This window comes from Flavobacterium kayseriense (assembly GCF_014305095.1).
Taxonomy (GTDB): Bacteria; Bacteroidota; Bacteroidia; order Flavobacteriales; family Flavobacteriaceae; genus Flavobacterium; species Flavobacterium kayseriense.
The window spans coordinates 184,209-204,302 of sequence record NZ_JACRUI010000005.1 but is presented as its reverse complement, the minus strand read 5'-3'; the positions used below and the strand labels follow the sequence as shown (position 1 = coordinate 204,302).

Below are 20,094 nucleotides of genomic sequence, written 5' to 3'. Positions count from 1 at the left end.
GTAAAATGTGTTTAGATATTTGCGCTATAACATAAAATCTAAAAAAAAAGTAACTTTCTTAGTTGTTGAGAGTCGCAATTCTTAGGCAACTTTCGGTACCGAGGTAGAGTGGGTTTCCGTGCTTTTCAGACCAAAAACCATCTAAAATATCAGCAGTTATGCAACGGTAAATTGCTACGCCTTTAAAAACCGCATTGTTTTCGCCTACATATCTAAAATTTATAACTAAAATGTTGTCTCTAAAAAAGCCGTTACCCTCTTGAATTTGATCTTTTCCGATAACCCATCTCGCTTTAATTCTATTGTTATTATCAAGTGATAGAGTAAGTAAACCACTGTAGTTATTTTGCTCGCCATCCTGATTGTTTCCTGAAATAGTGTATTGGCCTGTAATGTCTTTTATATTCATCGTTGGTTAAAAAGAGTTAAAATTATGTACAAGAGTACTATATTCTAATTAAGTATGAAAATTTTGAGTCAATGGATCAGTGATTACAGCAAATGCTAGTCTACACGTGAAAATAGTTGACAAAAAAAACCGTTACATTGCTGTAACGGTTTTAAAGAAACGTTTGCTGTTTCCTTCAATCTTATTATTTAGGCATTACAACTGTATCAATAACATGAATCACACCATTTGATGCTGCAACGTCAGCAAGTATTACAGTCGCCGTTCCACCGTTAGCATCAGTCAGCATAACTTTTCCATCTTTGATACTTAAAACGATTGTACCACCTTGAACCGTAGTTACAGTGTATTTACCATTGTTTTTAGTAATAGCATCAGTTACTGTTGCTGCATCAAATTTACCAGCTACTACGTGGTACGTAAGAACTGATTTTAATTTTTCTATATTTTCTGGCTTTAGTAGTGTGTCTACAGTACCAACTGGTAATTTTGCAAATGCCGCGTTATTCGGAGCAAATACTGTAAATGGGCCTTCGCTGCTTAATGTTTCTACTAAATTTGCAGCTTTTACAGCTGTTACAAGTGTAGAGAAGTCTTCGTTCCCAGCTGCAACACCTACAATGTTTGGTGTTTCAACTACAACTGTAGTGTCCATTGCTACTGCTGTTGTGTCTGTCATTTCTGTTGACTCAGATTTCTTTTTGTCTCCACAAGAGGTTGCGATTACTCCTAACAACAAAAAGGTACTAATTGTTTTTACTACTGTCATGTTCAATATTTTATGGTTAATTAAATTAAGATATTCAAAGATATGTAAATTTATTGCTTGTTTAAGTATTTTAACATTTAATTAAACAAAATATTTCATTTTTCACCGTAAATCCACTAATTGCTAATATAGTTTTGTGAAAAATATTTTTTTCTAAACCAAAAAGCAACGTTTACAAGTGCAATAAGAGCGGGAACCTCTACTAATGGTCCTATAACGCCAGCAAAAGCTTGACCGCTATTGATACCAAATACACCAATCGCTACAGCGATCGCCAGTTCGAAATTATTACCTGTTGCAGTAAATGCAATTGCAGTGCTCTTTGAATAATCGGCACCAAAATATTTACCAACGAAAAAACTTAATATAAACATGAATAAAAAATATATGACAAGAGGTGCAGCTATACGAAGCACATCAAAAGGAATTTGAACGATTAATTCGCCTTTAAGACTAAACATGAGTATAATGGTGAATAATAGTGCCATTAATGTAATTGGAGAAACCTTTGGAATGAATTGAGTCGTGAACCATGGTTCTCCCTTAAAATAAATTAATGCGTAGCGACTAATAATCCCTAAAGCAAACGGAATACCTAGATAAATACCTACACTTGCTGCGATTTCCCTTATACTTATGTTTACTTCAAAACCGGTAAAGCCGAAGTAAGGAGGTAAAATAGTAATAAAAAAATAGGCATACACACTGTAGAGCAAAACTTGAAAAATACTATTTAGGGCAATTAAACCTGCCGCGTATTCTCTATTTCCATCTGCAAGGTCATTCCATACTACTACCATAGCAATGCAACGTGCTAAACCAATCAAAATAACCCCAATCATATACTCAGGGTAATCATTTAAAAAATATAAGGCAAGAAAAAACATTACAAAAGGTCCTATAATCCAATTTAGTAGGAGGGAGGCAGATAAGACTTTAATATCTTTAAAAACTCGACCCATTTTCTCATATTTTACTTTCGCCAAGGGTGGATACATCATTAAAATTAATCCAATGGCGAGTGGAATATTAGTGGTACCGTTAGAAAACGAATTGATAAAGTTTCCGCTTGAAGGTATAAAGTTAGCAATCGCTACTCCTAGAAGCATAGCTAGGAAGATCCATAAGGTTAGGTACCGGTCTAAAAAACTTAACTTTTTTCTAGAGATTGCAGGAGTACATTTATTGGCTGACATATATTTATTTTATTTTATTTTATTTGAGAAAACACATACAGTAGAGTTGCAGCTATTTCAATACTTTTTTCCATGTATTTTTCCGTTTGTAACGGCGTATTGTCGTATTGTTTAGGATCTTCAAAAGGGAGTGGTATGCGCTTTTCAGCACCAGCAATAAAGGGACACCCTTGATCTGCGCTTGAGCATGTTAATATTGCAGCAAATTCAGTATTTGGATTAAAACGATCATCGTATTTTTTTGAAAAACCGATAACAGGATGCTCGTTTTCGCTGTATTTAATGCTATAAACTGGATTATTTCCTTGGGATAACGAGGTAACTTCAAAACCAGTGTTACGTAAAGTGGTAGCAACAGCTGTGAACAAAGCAGTAGCTTCAGTACCTCCTGAATAGCATGTCACATTACTAATATTGTAATAAGCAGCAGCAGTTTGTGCCCAAATTTGCGCTAAATGACTTCTGCGTGAATTATGAGTACAAATAAAATTCAGTCGAATTTTTTGTTTAGCATTTGTCTTCTCTTGTATATAATTAATAAGAGAGTCAAGCTCTAATTTTCTATCGCTCGAAATTGTGTCAAATGAATTCTTTTTTATTTGCTGTTCTAAAGCATGAAATAGAGTAGGTGCACTGTTCATTAAAATTTAAATTTAGTTAGCAACAACCTCCGCCAGGAGTACACGTATTTTGTTGATTAGAATTTGCTTCTGTTTTACTTTCTTTCTGAGGAATACCACATTGATCTTCAGCTAAACAAGCAGTTTGTTTATTGACTAATACAAAGTTGTTCCCGTTAAAGTCAAGATCATACTTTCCAATTGTCTCTGATTGGTATTCGACCTCTATCTGATTATCAAGAATACCAAGAGTTCGTTCCGATAGGGATATGATATTCATTAGTTTTTTTGGCTTTAGGCGGTGATCTAAGTCATTAGCATTCCATAATTGAAAGTTAACGACGGACTCTTTACGTACTTTGCCACCACAATCGATAAAATTTCTTGTAATTAATCCTACTTCGGTTACGTGAAAATGCTCTGGAACAAAAGTCCCGTTTGGTAATTGGAATGCTACATTATCTAAAGTAGCAAGTACTTTTTTGATTTCAGATAGTTTCATTTATTTAATGTTTTTATAGTTAACAACAATTATTTTTTATGGGTTTGAAAAACGTATTAATGGCAAGGAAGAAATTTTCAATTTTCTTAAATCCTTCCTCATTCAAGCAATAGCAGATTGCATTTCCTTCTATGTTTCCTTTGATCAATCCTGCGTTTTTTAATTCCTTGAGGTGTTGTGAAACAGTAGGTTGCGAAAGTGGTAGTTCATTTACTATGTCGCCGCAGATGCAACTATTTACCTTGATTAGATATTGGATGATTGCAATTCTAGCTGGATGTCCTATGGCTTTCGCCAAAGTTGCCAAGTCATTCTGTTCCTGCGTAAAATTTTCTGATTTAGTAATTCCCATAATATATAAGTATATTGCAATATTACGATACAAAATTCTAAAAGCGAATGTATTTCAATTTTTTTTAGTCTTTTTTAATGAAGAGACAGTTTAGTTGTGTAAGGAGTTCTAAGTTCTAAAATAAATAATTTGTGTTACGTTGGTTATTTATCCTATTTATGTTTACTCTTAAAGAAGTTTCAGTATAAAAAGATTGAAAATTTCCTTACCTTTTTTTCGACAGATTTAAAAGTAGGGCAGCAGATAAAAAATAAAAAATAGCCACGATAAAATAATTTTATCATGGCTATTTAATTAGTATTTTCTTAAACAATTTACTTTTTTGCTTAAAAACAGTTTAGTTTAGATACTGATTTTAATGATTTGAGGCTGCAAAAGTGTAATTTCATAGATAATACTTAGTCATTGTAACAATTTGTTCCATGTTCGTGAATATCAAGTCCGTCAATTTCCTCCTCCTTGCTTACTCTTAGTCCCATTGTTTTTTTCAATATAAACAGTACTGCAAATGATGTAGCTAGTGCCCATGCTGCAATTGAGAAAACTCCAATAGCCTGAATGCCCAATTTTTCAAATCCTCCACCATATAGCAATCCTCCATCAGTTGCAAAAACACCAACGAGCAATGTTCCTATTGCACCGCACACACCGTGTACTGATATCGCCCCGACAGGATCGTCAATTTTTAGTTTTTTGTCGATGAATTCTATCGAGAATACAACCGAAATACCGCAGATGATTCCTATCGCAAAAGCACCGGCTGGGCTTACAGCAGCGCAACCTGCAGTTACACCAACAAGTCCTGCTAATACTCCATTTAGAGTCATTGAAATATCTGGTTTTTTATATATCATCCATGTTAAAAACATAGCTGCTATAGCACCAGAAGCTGCGGCTAAATTAGTTGTTATAAAGATGCTCGCCACAGCTAGTGCGTTGTCTCCTGAAATGGCTAATTGTGACCCTGGATTAAACCCAAACCATCCCATCCATAAAATGAATACACCTAAAGCTCCTAGCATCAAACTGTGACCTTGAATTGCATTTGTAGTTCCATCAAGATTGTATTTACCAATTCGTGGTCCAACCATTATTGCTGCCACTAATGAGGCCCATCCTCCTAAAGAGTGTACAACTGTAGAGCCAGCAAAATCAGTAAACCCTAATTGAGCTAACCATCCACCTGCATTCCATACCCAACTACCAGAGATTGGGTAGATAACTAAAGTCATTAAGAGAGAGAAAAATAAATAAGTTGTGAATTTAGTTCTTTCGGCAATTGCCCCAGAAACAATCGTAGCTGCAGTGGCAGCAAATACAGTTTGAAAAAATAAACTGTGCATATCGGCTGCAGTGTCAAAGAACAAACTTGGAGTCCCGATAAAACCACTAATTGAATCTCCGTACATCAAAGAGTAACCGAGAGCCCAAAAGGCAATGCTACCAATGCAAAAATCCATTAAATTTTTCATTATTATATTACCAGCATTTTTTGATCTTGAAAATCCAGTTTCTACCAATGTGAAACCAGCTTGCATGAAAAACACTAATATAGCGCAGATTAATACCCACATTAAATCTAATACTCCATTTGTATCCATAATATATCTTTTTATAATTTGTTTTTCTTGTTTAGTTTACTGCGTCATTACCTTTTTCCTTCGTTCTAATTCTGTACGTTTCAATTATATCCGAAACAAAAATTTTCCCATCTCCCACCATACCAGTTGCTGCAGCACCAATGATAGCATCTACTGTTTTTTCTAAAAAAGAATCCGAAACTACGATGGAGATATATCTTCTTTGGATATCAGAGGTGCTGTATGTAATTCCTCTGTAAACATGTCCTTCTTTTTCGTTACCTACTCCAGTAACGTCCCAGTAGGTGAAAAAATTAACTTCGATCTTATGCAAAGCTTCTTTGACTTCGTCAAATTTTGATTTTCGAATGATAGCTTCGATTTTTTTCATGATTGTATGGTTTTAGTTTTAGTTATTGTTTTAGCGTGTTGCTACTTGTTCTTTTTAAGGGGTGTGAATCTTTTATTATTACTAATGTTTAATATTTTATAATTATACGATTTTGAATAATTTTATTTAATTATTGTTTGAATAATCAATAAATTGGTAATAATTATTTTGCGTTTTTAGTTAAATAGTGATTATTATTTAATTAATCAGTGAGGCGAATTTATCAACTTTTAATTGAGATTTAGAACGATAATGATTTTTTTTTGTCAGTTAGATGCAGAATTATTAATAACAAAATTTCGATCCTTAATTCTAAAGAATTAATAAAATCTCTTTAAATAATTATATTTTTCTCAACTCTAAAAAATGTTCTTATGGTTAAAAAAAGCAAATAAATTCTATTTCACTCCTTTATTTAAGGGGTGTGTTTTATTTTTTTAACGTTTATAGACTAATTTGGTCTAAATAATGCGGGGTAGGTGCGGATAATTGTTTTTATAGTGGAGTAGGGACATCGTGCCTTTAGTATGTTTTTCTAAAAAAAAACATATTTGCTCTTTACAATGGCTTGAATGTAGATCTTGATTTTTAATACTGACTTTTATTTCTTGAAGGAAATTGTAGTGTTGGTAAGTATTTTGATTTTAATGCTTAAATAGGGTCACAGAAGTAGTACCCATGTTTAGGTAGTGATAACTAATTTTTATCCTGCTAACATTGCTTGTGCTGTGAAAGAGTTTTGGAACTTTCGATAACAAAAAAAAACCTATCTGATTTAGATAGGTTTTGTATTTAAATTATTTTTTTAATAACTCGAAGTTTATGTGTGTGCTTGTTAATTTCGGGATTATAGATTCCAAGGTGGTCGAGACGGTCGATTCTAACTTTACCACTCGCGTGAATAATGTAATTGTTTTCCATAATGATACCTACATGAATAATATTTCCTTCCTCGTTGTCAAAAAACGCTAGATCACCAGGCTCGCTTTCTTCGATAAAGCTTAATGGCTCCCCCTGCATTGCTTGCTGAGAAGCATCTCGTAGCAGTTTGTAACCATTCAACTTGTATACCATTTGAGTAAAGCCTGAACAATCAATTCCAAAAGGTGTTTTCCCGCCCCATAAATAAGGTGCGTTCAAGTACAAATAAGCGGTATTTATAATGTGTTTTTTATCTTTTACTCCATTCGTTTTGTTTCCTTCAAAATCATAATTATAACGATTGATTTCGTTGTGATTAAGAAATGACAAGGAAGATCCTAATGGAATAGGGAGCAACATATTGTTATCTCCTGTTATGTATTCTATTAAATCTGCACTTAAAATAACAGCATCACTAGATAATTGGTTGTAGTTTGCTTCAGAGAGTATTTGATATTGTTTAGAGTCAACCCAACCTTCATAGGAATCATAATGTAACTTAATACGAGACCATTGCTGTGCTTGCTCTAAAACTTCAAAATGCTCTCCAAATAAAACTTGAGAAACAATTTCGCTTTTATCACTTGGTTCAAACCGAAGTGGGATTATAGCCAGATTGCAAATTCCAAACATCTATAATTATTTTACTTTATTATACTCTTTCAATAACGATAGCCGATGCACCACCACCACCGTTGCAAATTGCAGCAGCTCCTGTTTTAGCATTGTTTTGCTCTAATACATTCAGCAATGTTACGATGATTCTAGCTCCAGAGCATCCAAGTGGATGACCTAATGAAACTGCACCTCCATTAACATTAACTTTGTTATTATCAAGTCCTAAAATTTTTGAGTTTGCTAAACCTACTACAGCAAAAGCTTCGTTAAATTCGAAAAAATCAACATCAGCCAAAGTTATACCCGCTTTGTCTAATGCTTTAGGAAGCGCTTTTGAGGGGCTAGTAGTAAACCACTTAGGTTCTTGCGCAGCATCAGCATAGCTTTTAATGTAAGCTAAAGGTTTTAAACCTAATGCTTGTGCTTTTTCCTCACTCATCAATATTAGCGCAGCAGCACCATCATTGATGGTAGAAGCGTTTGCAGCTGTTACGGTCCCATCTTTAGAAAAAACGGCATTCAAAGTAGGGATACGGTCTATTTTTACATTAGTAAATTCCTCGTCTTTAGAAATGATAATAGGATCTCCTTTTCTTTGGGGTACGGCAACAGGTACAATTTCTTGATCAAATTTACCAGCTTCCCACGCTTTAGCTGATCGCTCGTATGACTGAATTGCATAGTTATCTTGGTCTTCTCTGCTGAATTCATATTCTGTCGCGCACAAGTCAGCACAAACACCCATTGCATTGTTGTCGTAAGCGTCGACCAAACCATCTTTTTGTAAACCGTCTACCATAGTAGTGGGGCCAAATTTGGTTCCGTTTCTCATGTGCACATAATGTGGAATTAAACTCATGTTTTCCATTCCGCCAGCAACTACAATTTCAGCATCGCCCGCTTGAATTGATTGCGCTCCCATCATTACAGCCTTCATTCCTGAAGCACATACTTTATTTATAGTGGTGCAAGCAACTGTGTCTGGTAAACCAGCATATATAGCGGCTTGTCTGGCAGGAGCTTGTCCTGTACCTGCTTGAACGACGTTACCCATAAGGACTTCGTCTACTAAATTTGGATCTAAATTAATTTTATCTAATGCCCCTTTAATCGCTATTGCGCCCAATCTAGGTGCAGTGATTGTTGATAATCCTCCCATGAAACTTCCAATGGGGGTTCTAACGGCAGAAACGATGACAACTCTTTTGTTCATGATTTTATATTGTTAGTTTGTGAAGCAAATTTAATCTTTTTTAAACAAAATTCGATTTTGAATCGTGGTTTATATTTTTTAGTAACAAAAGTGTATTTTTACATCTTGCTATGTGTTTGATTGTGAACTTGTTTTAAATTAATATGAAAAATTAGTAAAAAAAACAGGTAAAATAGTTGTGAGTAAGGCAATGAAGTGCTACATTTGCAACCGCAAAACGAGACACGTTCTCTGAGCTTGGAGGGGTGCCAGAGTGGTAATGGAGCAGTTTGCTAAACTGTCATCGGGTAACCGGTGCCAGGGTTCGAGTCCCTGTCCCTCCGCATAATTTTAAAGTTTTACATTTTAAAATTTATATATTGAAAATTGTTACGGGGTGTAGCGTAGCTCGGTTATCGCGCCTGCTTTGGGAGCAGGAGGCCGCAGGTTCGAATCCTGCCACCCCGACAATAAAACTTTTGCCATTTAAGTTTTAAAAGATAAATGGAGGCATAGCTCAGCTGGATAGAGCACCTGCCTTCTAAGCAGGCGGTCGAAGGTTCGAATCCTTCTGCCTTCACAAAAACCACTCTTTTGAGTGGTTTTTTTGTTTATAATCATGATTGAATAGTGCATCCCGATCTTTAATCGGGACTGCCGAAGGTTCGAATCCTTCTGCCTTCACAAAAACCACTCATTTGAGTGTTTTTTTGTTTATAATCATAATTGAATAGTGCATCCCGATCTTTAATTGGGACGGTCGAAGATTCGAATCCTTTGGGCTTTACAGAAACTAGTCTTTTGAGTTTTTTTTCATAAGACTTTTTATAAATATCTATAATTATGTTGCATTAAATCCTCGTATAGTGTCAATCAAAGTAAACTCTACCATGTTTTATTTTATATCGAAACTAATCCAAATTGGAATGTGATCAGAAATGGTACGTGCCTGTTTTAAGGAGTTGAATTCTTTGTAAAATGAAAGTACTCCAAATTTTTTAACGGTTATTTTTGTAGTATTATAATATATGTTATCAAATTCAGAGGCCAAGCAATCAGCTAAATTGCATTCTTTCTTTAAGGAAGTTTTTTGATTTATGAATACAGGTTGAAAGCGCATTTTTTTTAATGGATTGAATACGGAATGGGATTGGGAGCAATTAAAATCACCTACGAAAATTAAATTCAGTGTGGGGTATTCTAGTGGCAAAAACTTAAAGTACTTTATTTCCGTTTCAGGTTGTCTATTTTTGGTTATCGCATGATAGTTAACCAGCGTAAACTGCTTATTGTTATATTCGAATGTGCAATAGTATGGTTCTCGATCAATCTCTAAGTTGTACTTCTTCTCAAGCCAAGCACGACCTATTTTCTTGATTTTGCTTTTTTTCCAAATAAAAGCATAACGTTCCGTTTTGTAAGCTGAACTAGAAGTAGGGTCACTGATCACATAATCCCAACTACTACCTTTTCTATTTAGCTCATCAGCAAGTCTTGCTACTGCTTGTGCACCGCCATAACCAGCTACTACTTCTTGAATAGCAATTATGTCAAACTCTTTAATGGTATTCGCCATAAAAGCGATTTCGTTATTAGACTTTGATTTTCCTAAGTTTTCTATGTTCCAGGATAGTAGGTTGGGTTGGGCAAAGGATGAAATAGTGAAAAAGAGAAGAAAAAGTAGCTTTTTCATTGTATCAATCATAGTTTTTAATTTACAGCGTTTTCAAAGTTAGTTGTTTGTATCAGCTATAACAAAAAATTATCTAAAATGATAAGTAATTTTAAAGTTACTTCGTGTGGATTTTAACGACCACACGAAGCAATATGATTATTCTGTAAATTCAGCAATGTTGGCAGATGCCGTAATTGTAACTTTAGAGTAGAATGGGAAGAAGCCGTTAAAATGCTTGTCATAAGTTACATTAACTATTGCTTTTGAACCGCTTAAGTTTGCAGTTTTCATCCTTTCGTTCTTGGCTTTTTCCAATAACGCACGGTTAGCTGAACCTCCTATACCTAGAATATAAGTATTTGATGATACACCTGAAACCTTTCCAAGTATATTAAAATTCTTTTTAGATAACTCTACATTAGTTTGACTCATGTTAGAGTTTCCCATTACTGATGCTCTTCCGCCACAACTTCCCAAGGTTAGCACTAATGAAAGTGAAACGAAAAATAAAATTTTTTTCATGCTATTATGTTTGTAAATTAATTTTGTCTTACTCTTATGGATTTTTAGTTACTCGCCCTATATATTGTTAGTGTTCAATTATTTTCAAACTTACTGCCATAAAAAACGATTGCCTTACGAGAAACCATAATCGATAAAAATAATTAGATAATAATGATCTAAGTTTTGTTTTAATGCAATTGTACGTGTTTTAGGGGTAATGTATTTGCGCAAGAGATGGAAGTGACATCCTTTTTATTTAGCTAGATATCGGTAGGAGTAGAGCTAAATAAAAAGATATAGCGGACAGCTCGACATTGTCGCTTGTACTATTAGCGTAATTTAATGTATCGCTGTGCAACAAGGATGCGCCAAAAAATGTAGATTACCAATTCATTAAATTATAATAAAAAAAGCTCCTTGAATTAGGAGCTTTTTTAGGTTTGAAGTTTAGGTTTGGTTTTAAATTATTCCAAGATCTTTTGCAATGGACACTAAATGGACTGTATTATTTGCTTTAAAGTATATTTTGAGTTTATTGATGTGTTTTTCGATGGAACTTTTACTATTAGGGGTAATGCCAGCTTCTTTAAATACGGTTTCCATACTTTCTTGTGAGATCCCTATGGATAAATTCTTGATAAGTAGTACATCATAGTTATTGATTTCGCTCGTTGTTTTGTCTTGAAATAGATGCTGCAACTCAGCAGAAATATTTTCTGATTGGTTATTAAAGGCTTTTTGAATCGCGATTTTTAAGTCATACATTGTATTTCGGCCTTTTAAGACATAGCCATTTACTTGTAATTCTTCAAACAGGAGTTTAATACGATGGAAGCGATCTTCGATCGAAAAAACGATAATTTTAATATCAGGATAGATTGCTCTAACGGCTTGTATTAATTCTTCTCCAGAGTTGAGCTGGTTTTTATTGTGATCTGCTTTGAAGGAAAGGTCTGAAATCAGTAATTGATAAGGTTGATTGTCCAGTGCAGCTTTTTTAATTTTTAGTAAAGCTTCATCGCAATATTTTGCATATTGTACCTCCTCAACATCTAACTCATTAAGAATTTGTGCTGCTCCTAAATCATTAAAATCGATGTCATCAGCTATTAGGACTTTTGTAAACATGTTCTATTATTTTGGTAATGAAATTGTCGCTCGAAAACCTTTATTAGGTTCGGATTCAAAAGTAACTATTCCGTTAACGGCGTGAATACGGTTTTCCACATTTTGTAGTCCATTTTTTAAAATTAATTTTTCAGCAAAACCAATTCCATTGTCGGAGTAGCTTATTTTTATGGTATTTTGGACTAAATCAAAACCAATAACAACAAAGCTAGCTTGGCTATATTTTTTCATATTTACCATAAATTCTTGTAAAACGCGTTGGATAGCAATCTTTTTTTCGGAAGTTAGGGCAGACCAATTAATAGGTTTCCCGTTTTTGATAATAATTTCTGTGTTTTTACTTTTATAATTTGTAAGCATTTGTTTTAATAGGTACTCGTAATTTTCGCCTACTTCAATCGGACTATTTTCTTTAGATAGGTTTCGGGTTCTAGCATAAATTAGGTCTAGGTTATTTAGTAATGTTTCTTTTTTTTCTGGATTTTGTAAATCTTGTGTTTCTGCAAAAGTCATGGTATAAAACACATCATTTGCTAACTCGTCATGTAATTTTTTAGAAATTCTAGTTTCTGTGCTGTAGGCTGCTTGTATACGTTCCCTTATGTTTTTGTTTTTGAAGTAGTTAATAAGCGCGATTATTGATACTAGTACAATAGATAATATAAAATAAAGTAGGTATTTCTGGATTTTTTCAGTTTCTAATAATAGCAGCGTTTCTGCTCTTTGTGCCTTTATTTGTACATTTTCTAAAGTGGCTTTTCTCGAATCATATTTAATTTTGGCAAATTGATTTTTAGCGTTGTTTCTTATTCTCTTGATACTATCATTTAATCTGATAAATTCAGAGGCATAGTAGTTGGTTCCTAATGCACTATTATTAGACATCAAGTACTGAAGTGCTTCTAATCGATCATCCACACTTTGATGCATTGTAGCTGTTTCATAAGCTTCTTCAGCATACTTGGTGGCTTGTGTATTATTTTTGTTTTTGTAAAAGTCGGCAAGGTGTAAGTAACTTTCTATGCTGCCATAAGTATCGCCGTTATTCAATCTTATGGATAAGGCATTATTCATGTAAGTCAGTCCTTTTTTGGATTGGTTGTTCTTGAAATAAGCAAATCCTAGATTGTCAATGATTCCTGCTCTCTGGGTCGGTAAGGTATCTAGAATATTAAGTTTATAGATAGGTTCCAGAAGCTCTATAGCTTTTACATATTGCTTTTGTTCAATTGCAACTGCAGCTATGTTGTTTAGTGGGGCCGTTTTTAAAACTGTATTAGAAGTTTGTTTAACTACCTCTTTATAATAGTTGATGGCATCGGTATAATTATTAAGTTCTTTTGCTGCGATTCCTAACAAGTTATTAGTAGCTAAAAGGTATGTAGGGTCTTTTTGTATGAAGGGTAATGCTTCTGTTAAAGTCTCCTCACTGCTGTTGTAATCTCCAAAAGTTTGCTGTATTCTTGCAATCTGAATCAAGTTGTAAGCGCTATACAAGGAGTCTTTTTCTGATTCAAAAATTTCTTTAGATTTTGAATAATAAAATAAGGCACTATCAAATTTTTTAGTGTAATAAAAAGTATCTGCTTTTTCAGAATATTTAGTAGCTATTAGCTGTTCTTGGGTTTCTTCTTGCTTTTCTAGTATTGAAGAATTAGAGCTTTTTTGCTTGCAAGAAGCAAGACAAAGGTAGACTAGGAAAATAAAAATCGGGGATCGTAACATTTTAAGTTTCTTTCCCCGAAAATACTGTTTTAATATAATATATTGCCTTTCATTACGGTTTTTTTGGAGGCAAAATGACAATGACATTATCTCCAGGTCCATCATCGGCAACTGGATCCGTACCATTAACATTTAGGGATTCTCTCTTAACTACTTGAGTAGTTGCTTGCGAATTTAACTCCTCAATTGCAGGTGCTTCACAGGACAGTAATAAGCTACTAATAATAGCAGTTACAGCTATAAAAAATATTTTTTTCATATTTATCTTTTTAAAAATGGGTCATAGGTTTGGCCGTTCGAGAGTTTAGATCGAATAGTTTTAAGTGGAAACCGTTATGTTAATTACTAATTTTGGGAAGTGAAGTGAAGTGTTGAAAAGCAATCAGATTATACTTCCTAAATAATCTTACAGGCTTACAGCATAGCACTTTTTTAGAAGTTGTTTTGTACATTTGTTCTTATCGCGAAATAGAGCAATAACAATTTCTGTTACAAAGGAAGGGTGCTTGTAATGCTAATTTTATATGGAATTCCGATGATTCCTTTAATTCCTATGATTTCCTTAAAATTCCAAGTGGTATATGGTAAGTAATAATTTAGATGAGTACAGAAGAGCTATAAAAAGCAAATATGATTTAGAAAAAGAAGGAACAAATAGTAGTTATTTACTATTAACGTCGCGAGCAAAACTTAGAAATTTATGTTTCGAATTATTTAAAGACATTTCAAACCAAGATGATTTAAAAAGTTTTGAGATTTTTTGTGGTTTTGATTTTAATCCCAGCGTTGGTAATAAATTAAAGGGAGTGACAGATAAATTCCGACCGATTGAAACTTTTTTTAAAGGAGAGACTGTCCTGACGGATATTGAAGCATTAAACATGGCTGCTATTTTAGTAGGATTCGATTTAAGACCTTTTACGAAGTTTTGTAAAGCACCGAATATGGAAGTTTTTAGTATAAGTGATAAACATTTTGATGAAGTAAAAAAGCAATCAAATGTTGCTCATAATTCCATTGTTAGTTCACCAAAGCTTAGTAGTAGAAAGAATAGCTATCAAGTAAATGTTACTTATAAATATATTGTAATAGCTGTTTTAATGACTTTGATGTTTAGTGGGATTGGTTATTATATATTGTCTAAGGAAAGTTGTATGCAGTGGCAGGGGAATCATTATGAAATAGTTGACTGTGAAGAAAATGAATCTTTTGGTGTTTTAGGTGTGAGTACTAAAATGACTCTCAATAAAAATATGCTTCAGTTTAAAAAGATACAAGTTAGCGATACCACAACTTTTTTTAAAGATAAAAAAGCGATTGTGTGGTATTGTAAAAATGGTGACCAATTAGAGTTTTATAACTGTCCTGGATTTAATCCTGAAAATAATAAACCGCTAAAACCGATCACAAAGTATATGATTGACAAATATGTAAAATAGAGTTTATTGATGAAATAGTAATCTTTTGTAGAAAATAGACATTTCATTGCAAAATAATGAAGGTCTTTACTGTTTGGACACAAATTAATCTCAGTTTTTACTAATGTGTTTTATTTTAAATTATTTTTATAAAAAATCAAGATATGCAAACTCTTTTAAAATTTATAGGTCTCATTGTCCTTTGTTTAGCTAGTTTCTCTTGTAAATCTCAAGAAGTTAGTATCGAATCAGCAAGAAGAAGTAGTGTCGATTCTACTTTTGTCAATTTGAAGGATTATAGTACGGATTTTGTTTATGATATGAAATACGCAACATCAGATAATTTTTTAAAAGCGCAAGTGTATGACTGTGCCGAGTGCTTTTTAAGATTAAAAACAGTAGAGGCATTAGTAAAAGCAAATAAAGAATTCCTGAAACAGGGATTACGCATCAAATTATTTGATTGTTACCGTCCGTTAGATATCCAAAAGAAAATGTGGGCAATCGTTTCAAATCCAAAGTACGTAGCCGATCCATCAAAAGGATCCATACATAATAGGGGTGGAGCAGTTGATATTACATTGGTGGATAAAAGCGGTAAAGAGCTGGATATGGGAACCGATTTTGATTTTTTCGGAATTGAAGCCAGTCACACCTATTCAAAATCACCTCAAAAAGTAAAAGACAATAGGCGATTACTAAAAAAAATAATGATTGCAAATGAATTCAATTCTTTTGATTCAGAATGGTGGCATTATAATTTGAAGGCTGGATTGAAAGACAATGTTTCTAACAAAAAATGGGATTGTAATTAATAAATTATTCAACACATTTTAAATAGTTCATAAAATATTTTTCAGGATAAAAAATTGAGCCATCCATCTCTGATTTTATTTCTTTTTTTATTACAAAATCTTCCATTCCTGTTGCAAACTTAATCCTCATAAGAGATACAGGAGAACTTTTTAAGTCTTCGATAGTTCCTTTTAAAAATAAAAAGGTACCAACAGTCAACCTATTGTCAAAGTCTTTGTTATCTCGAAGTAAGGTGCCGCAATTTTCTTGATCGGTATGCAATAAGGTAATTATTTTTCCATTGTCTAATTGCAGATATAGCTTTGAGTTTTTATCGAAACAATTAGCCTTTATAAAAACATTACTTTTTTGGATTAGTTGAACATTCAGGATCATTAAACCATCATCATAAGTTAAAGTGTTAAAAATATAGCTCGAATTGTCACCAAAATTCTTTTCGCTCATGAGGTATGCTTTCGTTTCCTTGTAGATGCCTAGAGAGTCCTTTACATTGGTGCTGTAGTCACATGGTACCTGAGCATTCATTACTATCGATAGTAAAAAAAAAGTAAGCGTAATTAGTTGTTTCATGATACTTATATTTTGGTGCAAATTAAAACTATTTTATTGTTGTTTTCATCAGTTGTAAAAAAACAATACGAGTTTCCTCCATCTTTTATTTTCCATTTTTTCCGAATACTTTCTACGGTATCAGGAAAATTTCGTGTTGTAATATTAGCTTGTTTTCCGCTTAGAAAACTTTTCATTTCCGTTTTATTGTAATTAAAAACTTGATTAATTTTAAATTTTCGACCAGGAAAATTAATCAGTACATCCGTTGTGTACAAATGAGAATGCTTGTGAAGTTTATTAATTTTATAAACGGTGCTAACTTCGTCAAAGCCTCCAGATTTCATAATCGCACTATTGGGTTCATACAAATAACTTTGCGGAAGACTGTAAGATGCTACTTCTTTATTTTCATTTAAAACAAATTCAAATTTTTCCGTTTCCTCCTTTACCAGATTAACTGTTTTAATGTTTGTATTTCCCATATATCCTTTGTGCAACTCCCATAGTAGCTCCTTTACTTCATTCTCTAAAGCTATAACATGTATGGTTTGTACATTTTGAAGTTCAGATAAGCCCGCTTTGAGGTCTAATAAGGGTGCTGTTTTTATTAAAATGGAATTTGCATACTTGAAGTAATTTTCAAGATTTACTGGTACATTGGGTAAACAATCCTTTAGCAAAAAAACTTTTCCTTTAGCATCGCTTCTTCGAGAAGGATCGATGTAAATCCAATCCCATTTTTGATGTAAGCGCACCAAAGTCTCTGAGCTATCCCCAAGGTAGCAACTAATGTTTTGAGTTTTTAATTGATCAAAATTATGTTTTACAATAGCTGACAATGCTTGATTAATTTCACAGTGTGCAACATGCTCTACTTTTTTTGCAAAATAATAATCGTCTACTCCAAAACCACCCGTTAAGTCAATTAAAGAATTACCAGAAACTAAAGTGGATTTGTAGTTAGCGGTGCGTTCTGAGGAGGTTTGTTCTACTGAAATTTTTGAAGGATATAGAATGTCTTTAGTATTAAACCACGTAGGTAGCTTTTCTTTGGCCCTCGTTTTCGCTTCTACTTGTTGTAGGACTGAGACCCATTCTACATCAGGAAAAGGATTTTTTTTGAGTGCTAAAGTTGAAATTGAAATACCAATATTAGCATTTATGTAGTCCTGTACTGCGACATTTAAAAGTTTTAAATCCAAAATTAAATATCTTTAGTAAGTAGTTTTATAAGCTGATTTTCTGGAAAAAATTCTTTTGCCACCACCTTTATAATGGTATAAAGTGGAACTGCTACAACCATTCCAAGTATTCCAAAAAGGAATCCTGCTATTAATATTATTAGGAAAATTTCTAAGGGATGTGAGCTAACACTTTTTGAAAATATAATGGGTTGTGAAAAATTGTTATCGATGATTTGAACTAACCAAAAGCCAATTAGAACATAAATAGTAGTTGGTAAAATCTCCGATTGAAAATCACTACCTAAATTGCTAAGCATTGTTAATACTGCTGCTAATACTGAGGCAATCAAAGGGCCAATATAGGGTATGATGTTAAGCACGGCGCACAAAAAGCCAATAACAAGTGCATTCTCTACGCCAAAAATCAGTAAAACAATTAGATATAATATAAAAACGATGAATAACTGCAGCAGTAGGCCGATGAAATAACGAGACAATAAATGATTTATTTTATCTAATGAATTCAATATTTGGTCTTCATGACTGTCAGGAATTAATTTTTTGAAACCCACGACAAACATTAATCTATCTTTCAAAAAAAAGAAAGTGATAAAAAGAATGGATCCTAATGCCACACCTAAAATACTAACCGTATTAAGTATTGTGTTTAAAAAGTTGGGGATGAAATTAAAATTTATTTTAGACGTAATATCTGCCTCCTTTAAAATTTGAGCTGAGTCCAACTGATGTCCATCTAAAAATAGAGTAATCTGATCAGTTAATTGAGTTATATCTTTTTCTATTGATTTGGTATTCAATAGTGATAAATTTTCACCTTGTGAAAGAATGAGCGGTACAAACATCATAATGAAACCAAAAATAATAAATACAAAAAGTAATAATGTTGTTACCGTTGCAGCTGTATGGTTGAATTTGAGGCGCTTTTTTAAAAAATCTAAAATAGGGTTACCTATAAGGGTGAGTATTAATGAAATTACAAGGTAAATTAATACTGATTGAATTTTATAGAAAAATAATAGTATTAATGCACAACAAGTTATAACAAGTAAAGCTCGTAAAATTCCGTTTGATATAATCTTAGATGTAACCATTAATTATTTTTTAGAGGATAAAGATAAAAAAAACTCGCTATTTACTAGCGAGTTTTTAATTTGATAAAACGAGTTTCTTTTTTATAAACGGAAGCCAGCTCTTGAACCACCTGATAAGAAGATAGCTGCCATTCTGCTTTTTTGTCCATTTGAAAACATGTACATTCCTCTATCATCTGTATAATCCATGTAGTTCATTGTCATCTCTACTTGATTACCAGAGCAAGTGCTGTAATGCGGGTATGCAGGTACGCCGTAGTTTGATGTATTGTGAGTAGGTGTATCACTTACTAAATCACTACCGCAATTAGCATCTCCCCAAATGTGACGTAGGTTCATCCAGTGACCTACTTCATGAGTTGCTGTTCTTCCTAAGTTATAAGGATAAACGGCAGTTCCTGTGTCTCCAATGTATTTTGAGTCAATAGCCACACCATCAGTTGATGATGCCCCTCCAGGAAATTGGGCATATCCTAAAATTCCACCACCAATTGTACAAACCCATAAGTTCATTTTAGATGTTGGTGACGTTGCATTTATTCCTCCAGTGGCAGTACTCTTCATAGCATCGGATGTTCCCCATGATGTTTTTGTAGTTGCTTTTCTGTAAATAGCCTCTAGTACAAAACTGATGCCTACGTTTGCTTTTACTCCTGAGAATAATGCTGGTACAGAATTAAAATCAGAATTTTGAGCATTAAAATCTTCATTCAAAATATCGATTTGAGATTGGATTTGCGCAGTAGAAATATTTTCTGATGTGGTTCTGTATAACACATTTACGATTACTGGAATCTGGATCTTACCATTTACAATTCTGCCACTTAAGAGAGCTTGCTGAGTAAAATCTTCGATTTGATTCATTCTGATAGCTAAAGTAGGGTCAGCTGCCATTTTTGATTTAAGTACATCGTCTGATGCACATGCTCTTTTTGCAACCAATGTCGCTGATACATCTGCGGTCTCACTGTTGTCACTCTGACATGAGAAAATAGCCATTGCTACAATTGCAGTTAAAAGAATTTTTTTCATAATTAATTTGGGGTTTGTTAATAAATTGGTATTTTTTGTAATAAAAGCACAATTATATAACAATAGTTTTAAATCAAGAAATTTTTTTTAAATTTTTTTAACAGTTTTTTAAGACGTGAGTTATTGCGCGCTCTGCGTGATATTATATCTTTAATTTATTTTTATTTTTAGATAAATTCTTACAGGTTGTAATGTAAGAATGTCATTGTTTCTGTGTGCTTGTTAGTATAAAATAACGAGTGCTATTGGGCGGTATGATGACTATTGCTCACTTTATATCTACTAATCTATTGAGGGTAGAGAATTCAATATTTATTATATTGTTTACATTTTGCGGTTTTAATTTTTGTTATACTACCGTTGAGGATTTTTTTTCTTTACCTTTTTAATATCGATAC

The 20,094-nt window shown here is 33.2% G+C and carries 21 protein-coding genes and 3 tRNA genes; 5 read left to right on the top strand and 19 right to left on the bottom strand.

Annotated elements, in window-relative coordinates; all coding sequences use genetic code 11:
* Positions 1 to 58 precede the first annotated feature (58 nt).
* From H8R22_RS14185 to H8R22_RS14140, 10 genes are all read right to left on the bottom strand, one after another.
* Positions 59 to 409 carry a hypothetical protein gene (locus H8R22_RS14185; RefSeq protein WP_187011051.1) on the bottom strand — a complete coding sequence of 117 codons (351 nt, stop codon included), beginning with the start codon at positions 407 to 409 and terminating at the stop codon, positions 59 to 61.
* Between the two features lie 184 nt (positions 410 to 593).
* Complete coding sequence (locus H8R22_RS14180; RefSeq protein ID WP_187011050.1) at positions 594 to 1,178, bottom strand: fasciclin domain-containing protein; 585 nt, start codon at positions 1,176 to 1,178, stop codon at positions 594 to 596.
* Positions 1,179 to 1,294: 116 nt separating this feature from the next.
* On the bottom strand, positions 1,295 to 2,374 hold the full coding sequence (gene arsB, locus H8R22_RS14175; RefSeq protein WP_187011049.1) for an ACR3 family arsenite efflux transporter: 1,080 nt from the start codon (positions 2,372 to 2,374) through the stop codon (positions 1,295 to 1,297).
* Positions 2,375 to 2,388: 14 nt separating this feature from the next.
* Positions 2,389 to 3,015: an arsenate-mycothiol transferase ArsC gene (locus H8R22_RS14170; protein ID WP_187011048.1), complete on the bottom strand. Its 627-nt coding sequence runs from the start codon at positions 3,013 to 3,015 to the stop codon at positions 2,389 to 2,391.
* Between the two features lie 16 nt (positions 3,016 to 3,031).
* Positions 3,032 to 3,496 carry a DUF6428 family protein gene (locus H8R22_RS14165; protein WP_187011047.1) on the bottom strand — a complete coding sequence of 155 codons (465 nt, stop codon included), beginning with the start codon at positions 3,494 to 3,496 and terminating at the stop codon, positions 3,032 to 3,034.
* A 19-nt stretch (positions 3,497 to 3,515) separates the two neighbouring features.
* On the bottom strand, positions 3,516 to 3,848 hold the full coding sequence (locus tag H8R22_RS14160) for an ArsR/SmtB family transcription factor (protein ID WP_187011046.1): 333 nt from the start codon (positions 3,846 to 3,848) through the stop codon (positions 3,516 to 3,518).
* Positions 3,849 to 4,246: 398 nt separating this feature from the next.
* The gene (locus H8R22_RS14155; RefSeq protein ID WP_187011045.1) at positions 4,247 to 5,449 is read right to left on the bottom strand and encodes an ammonium transporter; all 1,203 of its coding nucleotides are present in this window, start codon (positions 5,447 to 5,449) and stop codon (positions 4,247 to 4,249) included.
* A gap of 31 nt (positions 5,450 to 5,480) precedes the next feature.
* Positions 5,481 to 5,819, bottom strand: a complete 339-nt coding sequence (locus tag H8R22_RS14150) for a P-II family nitrogen regulator (RefSeq protein WP_187011044.1) — start codon at positions 5,817 to 5,819, stop codon at positions 5,481 to 5,483.
* A 792-nt stretch (positions 5,820 to 6,611) separates the two neighbouring features.
* Positions 6,612 to 7,373, bottom strand: coding sequence for a C40 family peptidase (locus H8R22_RS14145; RefSeq protein ID WP_187011043.1), 762 nt, complete (start codon positions 7,371 to 7,373; stop codon positions 6,612 to 6,614).
* 19 nt (positions 7,374 to 7,392) lie between these two features.
* Positions 7,393 to 8,571 carry an acetyl-CoA C-acyltransferase gene (locus H8R22_RS14140; RefSeq protein WP_187011042.1) on the bottom strand — a complete coding sequence of 393 codons (1,179 nt, stop codon included), beginning with the start codon at positions 8,569 to 8,571 and terminating at the stop codon, positions 7,393 to 7,395.
* Positions 8,572 to 8,810: 239 nt separating this feature from the next.
* Here H8R22_RS14140 and H8R22_RS14135 point away from each other — a divergent pair.
* The 3 genes from H8R22_RS14135 (at position 8,811) to H8R22_RS14125 (ending at position 9,130) form a co-directional block, all read left to right on the top strand.
* A tRNA-Ser gene (locus H8R22_RS14135) sits at positions 8,811 to 8,894 on the top strand.
* Between the two features lie 49 nt (positions 8,895 to 8,943).
* Positions 8,944 to 9,018 (top strand) — tRNA-Pro (locus H8R22_RS14130).
* Positions 9,019 to 9,056: 38 nt separating this feature from the next.
* Positions 9,057 to 9,130 (top strand) — tRNA-Arg (locus H8R22_RS14125).
* Positions 9,131 to 9,445: 315 nt separating this feature from the next.
* Here H8R22_RS14125 and H8R22_RS14120 read toward each other — a convergent pair.
* The 5 genes from H8R22_RS14120 to H8R22_RS14100 all read right to left on the bottom strand — a co-directional run bounded on the left by H8R22_RS14120 (position 9,446) and on the right by H8R22_RS14100 (position 13,841).
* Positions 9,446 to 10,243 carry an endonuclease/exonuclease/phosphatase family protein gene (locus tag H8R22_RS14120; protein ID WP_187011041.1) on the bottom strand — a complete coding sequence of 266 codons (798 nt, stop codon included), beginning with the start codon at positions 10,241 to 10,243 and terminating at the stop codon, positions 9,446 to 9,448.
* A gap of 138 nt (positions 10,244 to 10,381) precedes the next feature.
* Positions 10,382 to 10,747 carry a DUF6567 family protein gene (locus H8R22_RS14115; RefSeq protein WP_187011040.1) on the bottom strand — a complete coding sequence of 122 codons (366 nt, stop codon included), beginning with the start codon at positions 10,745 to 10,747 and terminating at the stop codon, positions 10,382 to 10,384.
* 441 nt (positions 10,748 to 11,188) lie between these two features.
* Positions 11,189 to 11,857: a response regulator transcription factor gene (locus H8R22_RS14110; RefSeq protein ID WP_187011039.1), complete on the bottom strand. Its 669-nt coding sequence runs from the start codon at positions 11,855 to 11,857 to the stop codon at positions 11,189 to 11,191.
* A gap of 6 nt (positions 11,858 to 11,863) precedes the next feature.
* Positions 11,864 to 13,582, bottom strand: a complete 1,719-nt coding sequence (locus H8R22_RS14105) for a tetratricopeptide repeat-containing sensor histidine kinase (RefSeq protein ID WP_187011038.1) — start codon at positions 13,580 to 13,582, stop codon at positions 11,864 to 11,866.
* Between the two features lie 52 nt (positions 13,583 to 13,634).
* Complete coding sequence (locus H8R22_RS14100; protein WP_187011037.1) at positions 13,635 to 13,841, bottom strand: hypothetical protein; 207 nt, start codon at positions 13,839 to 13,841, stop codon at positions 13,635 to 13,637.
* A gap of 322 nt (positions 13,842 to 14,163) precedes the next feature.
* On the opposite strand from H8R22_RS14100, the gene H8R22_RS14095 reads away from it, so the two are divergent.
* Together H8R22_RS14095 and H8R22_RS14090 are read left to right on the top strand one after the other, a co-directional pair.
* Entirely contained in the window at positions 14,164 to 15,021 is an 858-nt protein-coding gene (locus H8R22_RS14095; protein ID WP_187011036.1) for a hypothetical protein, read from the top strand.
* Positions 15,022 to 15,164: 143 nt separating this feature from the next.
* Positions 15,165 to 15,815: a M15 family metallopeptidase gene (locus H8R22_RS14090; protein WP_187011035.1), complete on the top strand. Its 651-nt coding sequence runs from the start codon at positions 15,165 to 15,167 to the stop codon at positions 15,813 to 15,815.
* Between the two features lie 4 nt (positions 15,816 to 15,819).
* Here the strand turns inward: H8R22_RS14090 and H8R22_RS14085 are convergent, their stop codons facing one another.
* The 4 genes from H8R22_RS14085 to H8R22_RS14070 all read right to left on the bottom strand — a co-directional run bounded on the left by H8R22_RS14085 (position 15,820) and on the right by H8R22_RS14070 (position 19,696).
* On the bottom strand, positions 15,820 to 16,386 hold the full coding sequence (locus H8R22_RS14085) for a hypothetical protein (RefSeq protein WP_187011034.1): 567 nt from the start codon (positions 16,384 to 16,386) through the stop codon (positions 15,820 to 15,822).
* A gap of 5 nt (positions 16,387 to 16,391) precedes the next feature.
* The gene (locus H8R22_RS14080) at positions 16,392 to 17,570 is read right to left on the bottom strand and encodes a THUMP-like domain-containing protein (protein WP_187011033.1); all 1,179 of its coding nucleotides are present in this window, start codon (positions 17,568 to 17,570) and stop codon (positions 16,392 to 16,394) included.
* 2 nt (positions 17,571 to 17,572) lie between these two features.
* A complete protein-coding gene (locus H8R22_RS14075; RefSeq protein WP_187011032.1) occupies positions 17,573 to 18,664 on the bottom strand; it encodes an AI-2E family transporter in 1,092 nt (363 codons plus the stop codon).
* Between the two features lie 81 nt (positions 18,665 to 18,745).
* Positions 18,746 to 19,696, bottom strand: a complete 951-nt coding sequence (locus H8R22_RS14070) for a zinc metalloprotease (RefSeq protein WP_187011031.1) — start codon at positions 19,694 to 19,696, stop codon at positions 18,746 to 18,748.
* Positions 19,697 to 20,094 lie beyond the last annotated feature (398 nt).